This window comes from Phenylobacterium sp. (genome assembly GCF_030698145.1).
In the GTDB taxonomy this organism is placed as follows: Bacteria; Pseudomonadota; Alphaproteobacteria; order Caulobacterales; family Caulobacteraceae; genus Phenylobacterium.
The window spans coordinates 1-6,825 of the sequence record NZ_JAUYNW010000026.1; the positions used below are offsets into that span (position 1 = coordinate 1).

The following is a 6,825-nucleotide window of genomic DNA, read 5'->3' on the forward strand; positions in this document are numbered from 1 at the left end:
CGGTCCAAAGTGGTTGACAGGCCTGCCTTTGGCCCTTAAGCACCGCCGCTCGTTTTCGACCCCGGAGCTATTCACGTGAAGCGGACTTTCCAACCGTCCCGACTGGTGCGCGCTCGCCGTCACGGTTTCCGTTCGCGGATGGCCACGAAGAACGGCGCCAAGATCGTGGCTCGTCGCCGCGCCAAGGGCCGTAAGCGCCTGACCGCCTAAGAGACTCATCGGTCTTTAGGATAAGGTGTCGGCATGACCGGCGCCGCCCCGCCCATCGAACGCCTGAAAAAGCGCGCCGATTTCCTCGCCGCCGCGCGTGGGCCCTCCTGCGCCCGCGGCGCGGTGGTGCTGCAGGCCCGCGACCGGGCCGACGAAACCCCGCTTATTCGAGTCGGCTTCACCGCCACCCGCAAGGTCGGCGGCGCCGTGGTGCGCAACCGGGCCAAGCGGCGGATGCGCGAGGCCGCGCGGGTGCTTTTGCCGCAGCTCGCCAAACCCGGCCACGACTACGTCTTGATCGCCCGCGGCGGCGCGCCGACGCGTCCCTGGTTGCGTTTGCTTGACGATGTGAAAAGCGCGCTGATAAGCCTCGCGGCCGAAAGCGACGTTCCGTCCCGCGCTGATACGCGCGCCCCCTCCCCTTCCGCCTGAGCGCGCGTCCTTATGCAAGACAACAACAACCGCAACACGATCATCTTCGTCGTTGCCGCGGTCATAATCCTGATCGTCTATCAGATCTTCGTGCTGGACCCGGCCGCCAAGCAGCGCAGCGCCGAACTGGCCCGGCAGAAGGCCGCCGCGGTCGAGGTCACCACCGCTCAGCCGAACGCCGCGGCCCTGCCCGCCGCCGCGCCGGGCAGCGTCGTCGTCTCGCGCCAGGACGCCGCCGCCGCCAATCCCCGCGTCCCGATCGCCACCCCGGCCCTGTCGGGTTCGGTCTCCCTGCGCGGCGCGCGGATCGACGACCTGTTCCTGAAGGACTACCGCGTCAGCGTCGAGAAGACCTCGCCGCCGGTGGAGCTGCTGCGCCCCGAGGGCGCGCGCTACGCCTTCTTCGCCGAATTCGGATGGACCGGCGCCAACCTGCCGGGCCTGCCCACCGCCGACACCGTCTGGCAGGTCGTCGAGGGCGACACCCTGGCGCCCGGCAAGCCCCTGGTCCTGCGCACCTCCAACGGCGCGGGCCTGACCTTCACCCGCAAGCTCGAGGTCGACGACCGCTTCATGTTCACGGTGACTGACACCGTGGCCAATCTCGGCGCGGGTTCGGTGACGCTCGCCCCCTACGCTTCGGTGCAGCGCCAGGGCATCCCGGCCGAGCTGGACAAGAACCAGATCGTCCACGAGGGCGCCATCGGCATGCTGAACGGCAAGCTTCAGCAGGTGAAGTACAGCAAATGGCTCAAGGAAGGCGGGCCCTCGCTCGGCTCCACCGGCGGCTGGACGGGCATCACCGACAAGTACTGGCTGGCCGCCCTGATCCCCGACCAGGCCGAGAAGATCCAGACCCAGTATCGGGTGACCAAGGCCGCCGGCGGCCTCGACATCTATGAAGCCAACTATGTGGGCCAGCCGCACATCGTGCCGCCCGGCCGCCAGATCAGCGAAACCACCCGCCTGTTCGCCGGCGCCAAGACCGTGCCGGTGCTGAAGGACTACGAGGCCAAGCTGGGCGTTCCGCGCTTCGACTGGGCGGTGGATTGGGGGAACTTCTGGTTCATCACCCGCTACATGTTCGCCTTCCTCGACTTCATCTTCCGCCAGGTCGGCAATTTCGGGATCGCCATCCTGCTGCTCACCGTGGCGGTGAAGATCGTGTTCTTCCCGCTGGCCAACAAGAGCTACGAGTCGATCACCAAAATGAAGAAGGTGCAGCCCCAGATCGAGGCGCTGCGCACCAAATACAAGGAAGACCCGGCCAAGCAGCAGCAGGAGCTGATGGCCCTCTATCAGACCGAGAAGATCAACCCGCTGACCGGCTGCCTGCCGATGCTGGTGCAGATCCCGGTCTTCTACGGCCTCTACAAGGTGCTCACCGTCACCATCGAGATGCGCCACGCACCATTCGTCGGCTGGATCCAGGACCTGTCGGCCAAGGACCCGCTGACGGTCTGGAACCTGTTCGGCCTGATCCCCTACGATCCGGCGGCCGTGCCCCTGCTCGGCTCGATCCTGAACTCCGACTTCCTGCACCTGGGCCCGCTGGCCCTGCTCTATGGCGTGACCATGTGGCTCTCCACGGCCATGAACCCGCCCGCGCCCGATCCGGTGCAGCAGAAGATCTTCCAGTTCATGCCCATCATGTTCACCTTCATCATGGCGCCTTTCGCCGTGGGCCTCCTGATGTACTGGTGCTGGTCCAACGTCCTGACCGTGCTTCAGCAGTACGTGATCATGCGACGCTTCAAGGTGGACAACCCCATCGACCAGATCATCGGCAAGCTGACCGGCAAAGCAAAGGCCGTCGGGTGACCGACACCGGCGAATTTGACGAGGACGAACTGGAAGCCGGCCGGGTGCTGTTCGCCCGCGAGGCCAGCTTCCTGATGGGCGCCGTGGCCATCGACGGCCTGCCCTCCACCGACCTGCCGGAAGTCGCCTTCGCCGGACGCTCCAATGTCGGCAAGTCCTCGCTGATCAACGGCCTGGTGGGTCACAAGAAGCTGGCGCGCGCCTCCAACGAGCCGGGCCGCACGCGCGAGGTGAACTTCTTCCTGCTGGACGACCGGCTGCGGCTGGTCGACCTGCCAGGCTATGGCTGGGCCAAAGCCTCCAAGGCCACGGTGAAGAAGTTCCAGAACATGGGCCGCGACTACCTGCGCGGCCGCCCGAACCTGAAGCGCGCCTATCTGCTGATCGACGCGCGCCACGGGCTGAAGGAGGTCGACAAGGAGCCCATGGACGCCTTCGACAAGGCGGCCGTCTCCTACCAGATCATCCTGACCAAGGCCGACAAGATCAAACCGTCCGAGGTCGCGGCCATGGTCGCCAAGACCCAGGCGGCCATCGTCAAGCGCCCCGCCGCCTTCCCACGGGTGCTCGCCACCTCGTCCGAGAAGGGCACGGGCCTGCCCGAGCTGCGCGCCGAGATCATGGCCGCCTGCGGGATCACGCTCACCTAGCGTCAGTCTTCCCGTACCCTACGGCACCGTGGAAGATGGGCCTGAAACCAACCAGGGCCCGCCATCATGATCGCCACCGACGGCCGCACGGCCTATGACGCCGAACTCGACTCCTTCCGCGACCAGGTCCGCAAGGTGTTCGACAAGATCCTGCACCCCCACCTCGACCGGTGGGAGGAGGAGGGCATCGTCGACCGCGAGTTCTGGCGGGCCTATGGCGAGGCGGGCCTGCTCTGCCCGCAAGTTCCAGCCGAGTATGGCGGGCTGGGCCTCGACTACCGCTACAACGCCATCATCGGCGAGGAGCTGGCCTATGCCGGTTGCTCGGCCGGCGTTACCCTGCAGTCGGACATCACCGTCGACTACCTGATCAACTACGGGTCGGAAGAGCAGAAGGCCCGCTGGCTGCCCGGCATGGTCTCGGGCGAGGTGATCACCGCCATCGCCATGACCGAACCCGGAACCGGCTCGGACCTCCAGGGGGTGAAGACCACCGCCAAGCGGGACGGCAACCACTACATCGTCAACGGGTCCAAGACCTACATCACCAACGGCCAGAACGCCGACCTGGTGATCGTGGTGGCCAAGACCGATCCCAACCTGGGCTCCAAGGGCATCTCCCTGGTCCTGGTGGAGCGCGAGCGCGAAGGCTTCGCGCGGGGGCGCAACCTCGACAAGATCGGCCAGAGCTCGGCCGACACCTCCGAGCTGTTCTTCAACGACGTCCGCGTGCCGATCACCAATTGCCTCGGCGAGGAAGGCCGCGGCTTCGCCTATCTGATGGGCCAGCTTTCGCAGGAGCGGCTGCAGATCGCCGTCGCCGGCCAGGCCGGCGCCCAGCGCGCCTTCGACGAGGCGGTCAAGTTCACCAAGGACCGCAAGGCCTTCGGCCAGGCGATCTTCGACTTCCAGAACACCCGCTTCACCCTGGCGGCGCTGAAGACCAAGCTGCAGGTCGGCTGGGCCCACCTGGACTGGGCGATCAAGCGCCATGTGGCCGGCGAGCTGACCGCCGCCGAGGCCTCGGCCGCCAAGCTGTTCCACACCGAGCTGCAATGGGAGGCCTGCGACATCGCCCTGCAGCTCCACGGCGGCGCGGGATACATGAACGAGTACCCGATCGCCCGGCTGTGGCGCGACGCCCGGGTCCAGCGCATCTATGGCGGCACCTCGGAGATCATGAAGGAGGTCGTGGCCCGCACGATTTGAAGTTTGCGTTGGCTAGCCGACAGCCGAGCTCTCGCGCCGGCCGTATGAGTCCACCTTCCAAGGAGCTATGTTGGGGCAGGGGTGAGCCATGACGATCGACGCGGCCAATCCGCCGAGCGACCTCAAGCCGACGCATAAGCGGTCGGCCAACCGCCTCCTGGCCGCGGTCAGGCGCGGCGATTACGACCTGATCGAACGACATCTGCTGCCGGTGGAACTGGCCCGCGGCCAGGTGCTGTTCGAGCCCGGCGACGACGTGGTCACCACCCATTTCCCCGGCCCGCGCACCATGGTCTCGCTGCTGATCGTCACCCGCGACGGCCGCGAGGTGGAGGCCGCCACCATCGGGCGCGAGGGCGCCATCGGCGGCATCGTCAGCGCGGGGAACAAGCCGGCCTACGGCCGCGCCGTGGTCACCATCCCGGGTCCGGCCCTGGCCATCCCCACCGCGACGCTGGAGACCCTCAAGGCGGCGTCCCCGGCCTTCTCGGACCTGTTCTCCCGCTACGCCGACGCCCTTCTCGCCCAGTTGATGCAGTCGGTGGCCTGCAACGCCCTGCATTCGGTGGAGGCGCGCGCCAGCCGCTGGCTGCTGGCCACCCACGACCGGGCCGGCGAGGCGATCATCCACCTGACCCAGGAGTCCCTGGCCGAGATGCTGGGCGTCCAGCGCACCACCGTCACCGGCGTGGTCCAGAGCCTGGAGGAACGCGGCCTGATCCGCCGCCACCGCGGCCGGGTCGAGGTGGTCGACCGCCGCGGTCTCGAACGCCACGCATGCGAGTGCTACGCCGCCGTCGAGGACCACTTCGCCCTGCTGCTGCCCGAGGTGGACCTGTAGCGCGCCCCTAAGGCCGCTTCACCACCGCGCCGCCCTTCATTACGAACACCGGCTTCTCGAGCGTGGTCACGTCAGCGAGCGGGTCGCCGGTCACGCCGATCAGGTCGCCGTAGCGGCCGACCGCCACCTGGCCCACGTCCTTCTCCCAGCCCAGCGCCTGGGCGGCGTTGACCGTCGCCGTCTGGATCGCCTGCAGCGGGGTCGCGCCATAGCGCACCATCACCGCGAACTGCTTGGCGTTGTCGCCGTGCGGGAAGATCCCCGCGTCGGTGGAATAGATGTGCCGCACCCCGGCCTTGAGCGACTTGCGGAAGTTCTGCCGCTGGATCTCGCCGATGTCGCGGTCCTTCTGCATGTTCTCCTCCAGCACGCCATTCTTCTTGCCCTCGGCCTGGGTGTAGTCGGTGTTGTAGATGTCCATGCCGAACCAGGCGCCCTTCTGGGCGGCGAGCTTGATCCCCTCGTCGTCCACCAGGCTGGCGTGCTCGATGGTGTCGACGCCGGCCTTGATGGCCGCGACGATCCCCGGCGCGCCGTGGGCGTGGGCGGCTACCTTCATGCCGGCCATGTGCGCCTCCTCGACCACCACGCTCATCTCGTCGAGGGTGAGCTGCTGGGCCCCCGGCGAGGTGCGGCGTGAGAACACCCCGCCCGTGGCGCAGATCTTGATCACCTCGGCGCCGTACTTGCGCACCCGGCGCACCGCCTCGCGGGCCTGGTCGCGGCCGTTGGCCACATAGGGCGCCTGCTGTTCCATGGACGGCGGAAAGTAGGTCGAGTCGCAGTGCCCGCCGGTCGCGCCGAAGGAATAGGCCGCCGGGATCACCCGCGGCCCCGGCACGAACCCGGCCTCGATCGCCTCCTTCAGGCCGACGTCGCCGTAAAACTCCGAGCCCACGTTGCGCACCGTGGTGAAGCCCGCCTCCAGCGTGTCCTTGGCGTGGCGGGTGGAGATCACCGTCCCGAAGGCGTCTGAGAACTGCAGCGAGGTGTAGCCGCCATAGAGCGGCGAGGAGGTCAGGTGGACATGCATGTCAATCAGGCCCGGCAGCAGGGTCACGCCCGGCAGGCTGACCTGCTCGGCGCCGGCCGGGATCGCGTCGCCCTGGCGGCCCACCGCGGTGATCCGGCCGTCGGTGATGATCACCAGCGGCTTTTCGGCGACCTTGCCGGTGGCCACGTCAACCAGGCGCTCGGCGCTGACCGCCACGGTCTTGGCCTCCGCGGCGGCGACGGAGAGCGCCGCGAACGCGGCGGCGAGTGCGATGGTGCGCATGGAATCCCTCTGGGTTCGGAAATTACCGTGACGCTAGCACGGCGCGGCCATGCGTCGAGGCGGTGACATGCGGGCCAGGGTCCGCTATCGGAGCGCTCCTGTAGGAGGGCCAGCAGTTGACCGACGACGCCGAAGAACAGGGCTGGGCCACCGCGAAGACCCTGGCCACGGCCCTGCCCTATATCCAGATCTATGACCGCGAGGTCGTGGTGATCAAATACGGCGGCCACGCCATGGGCGAGGAGAGCGTCGCGCGCCTGTTCGCCGCCGACGCCGTGCTGCTGAAGATGCTGGGCTGCCATCCGGTGGTGGTTCACGGCGGCGGGCCGCAGATCTCGCGCATGCTGGACAAGGCCGGGGTGAAGTCGAGCTTCGTCGACGGCCTG

Annotated in this window: 7 protein-coding genes and 1 pseudogene; 7 read left to right on the top strand and 1 reads right to left on the bottom strand. The window is 67.8% G+C overall.

The features are described 5' to 3' along the window. Positions 1 to 75 precede the first annotated feature (75 nt). The 6 genes from rpmH to Q8Q77_RS03435 all read left to right on the top strand — a co-directional run bounded on the left by rpmH (position 76) and on the right by Q8Q77_RS03435 (position 5,163). Positions 76 to 210 carry a 50S ribosomal protein L34 gene (gene rpmH / locus Q8Q77_RS03410; protein WP_056731898.1) on the top strand — a complete coding sequence of 45 codons (135 nt, stop codon included), beginning with the start codon at positions 76 to 78 and terminating at the stop codon, positions 208 to 210. A gap of 33 nt (positions 211 to 243) precedes the next feature. Continuing rightward, the gene (rnpA, locus tag Q8Q77_RS03415; RefSeq protein ID WP_305581185.1) at positions 244 to 642 is read left to right on the top strand and encodes a ribonuclease P protein component; all 399 of its coding nucleotides are present in this window, start codon (positions 244 to 246) and stop codon (positions 640 to 642) included. 12 nt (positions 643 to 654) lie between these two features. Beyond that, entirely contained in the window at positions 655 to 2,463 is a 1,809-nt protein-coding gene (yidC, locus tag Q8Q77_RS03420) for a membrane protein insertase YidC (RefSeq protein WP_305581187.1), read from the top strand. After that, positions 2,460 to 3,113, top strand: coding sequence for a ribosome biogenesis GTP-binding protein YihA/YsxC (gene yihA, locus Q8Q77_RS03425; protein ID WP_305581189.1), 654 nt, complete (start codon positions 2,460 to 2,462; stop codon positions 3,111 to 3,113). Before yidC ends, yihA begins: the two co-directional genes overlap by 4 nt. Positions 3,114 to 3,179: 66 nt before the next feature. Further along, complete coding sequence (locus tag Q8Q77_RS03430; protein ID WP_305581191.1) at positions 3,180 to 4,322, top strand: acyl-CoA dehydrogenase family protein; 1,143 nt, start codon at positions 3,180 to 3,182, stop codon at positions 4,320 to 4,322. An 88-nt stretch (positions 4,323 to 4,410) separates the two neighbouring features. Then, positions 4,411 to 5,163, top strand: coding sequence for a Crp/Fnr family transcriptional regulator (locus Q8Q77_RS03435; protein ID WP_305581193.1), 753 nt, complete (start codon positions 4,411 to 4,413; stop codon positions 5,161 to 5,163). A 7-nt stretch (positions 5,164 to 5,170) separates the two neighbouring features. On the opposite strand, the gene Q8Q77_RS03440 is transcribed toward Q8Q77_RS03435, so the two are convergent. Continuing rightward, complete coding sequence (locus Q8Q77_RS03440) at positions 5,171 to 6,439, bottom strand: amidohydrolase family protein (RefSeq protein ID WP_305581195.1); 1,269 nt, start codon at positions 6,437 to 6,439, stop codon at positions 5,171 to 5,173. 116 nt (positions 6,440 to 6,555) lie between these two features. Here Q8Q77_RS03440 and Q8Q77_RS03445 point away from each other — a divergent pair. Then, positions 6,556 to 6,825, top strand: a pseudogene (locus Q8Q77_RS03445) (acetylglutamate kinase); the annotation flags it as partial.

Excerpts from the sequence above, each read along its gene's own strand:
- rnpA (WP_305581185.1), top strand. The coding sequence starts at position 244 with ATGACCGGCGCCGCCCCGCCCATCGAACGCCTGAAAAAGCGCGCCGAT.
- Q8Q77_RS03440 (WP_305581195.1), bottom strand. The coding sequence starts at position 6,439 with ATGCGCACCATCGCACTCGCCGCCGCGTTCGCGGCGCTCTCCGTCGCC.
- yidC (WP_305581187.1), top strand. The coding sequence starts at position 655 with ATGCAAGACAACAACAACCGCAACACGATCATCTTCGTCGTTGCCGCG.
- Q8Q77_RS03430 (WP_305581191.1), top strand. The coding sequence starts at position 3,180 with ATGATCGCCACCGACGGCCGCACGGCCTATGACGCCGAACTCGACTCC.
- Q8Q77_RS03435 (WP_305581193.1), top strand. The coding sequence starts at position 4,411 with ATGACGATCGACGCGGCCAATCCGCCGAGCGACCTCAAGCCGACGCAT.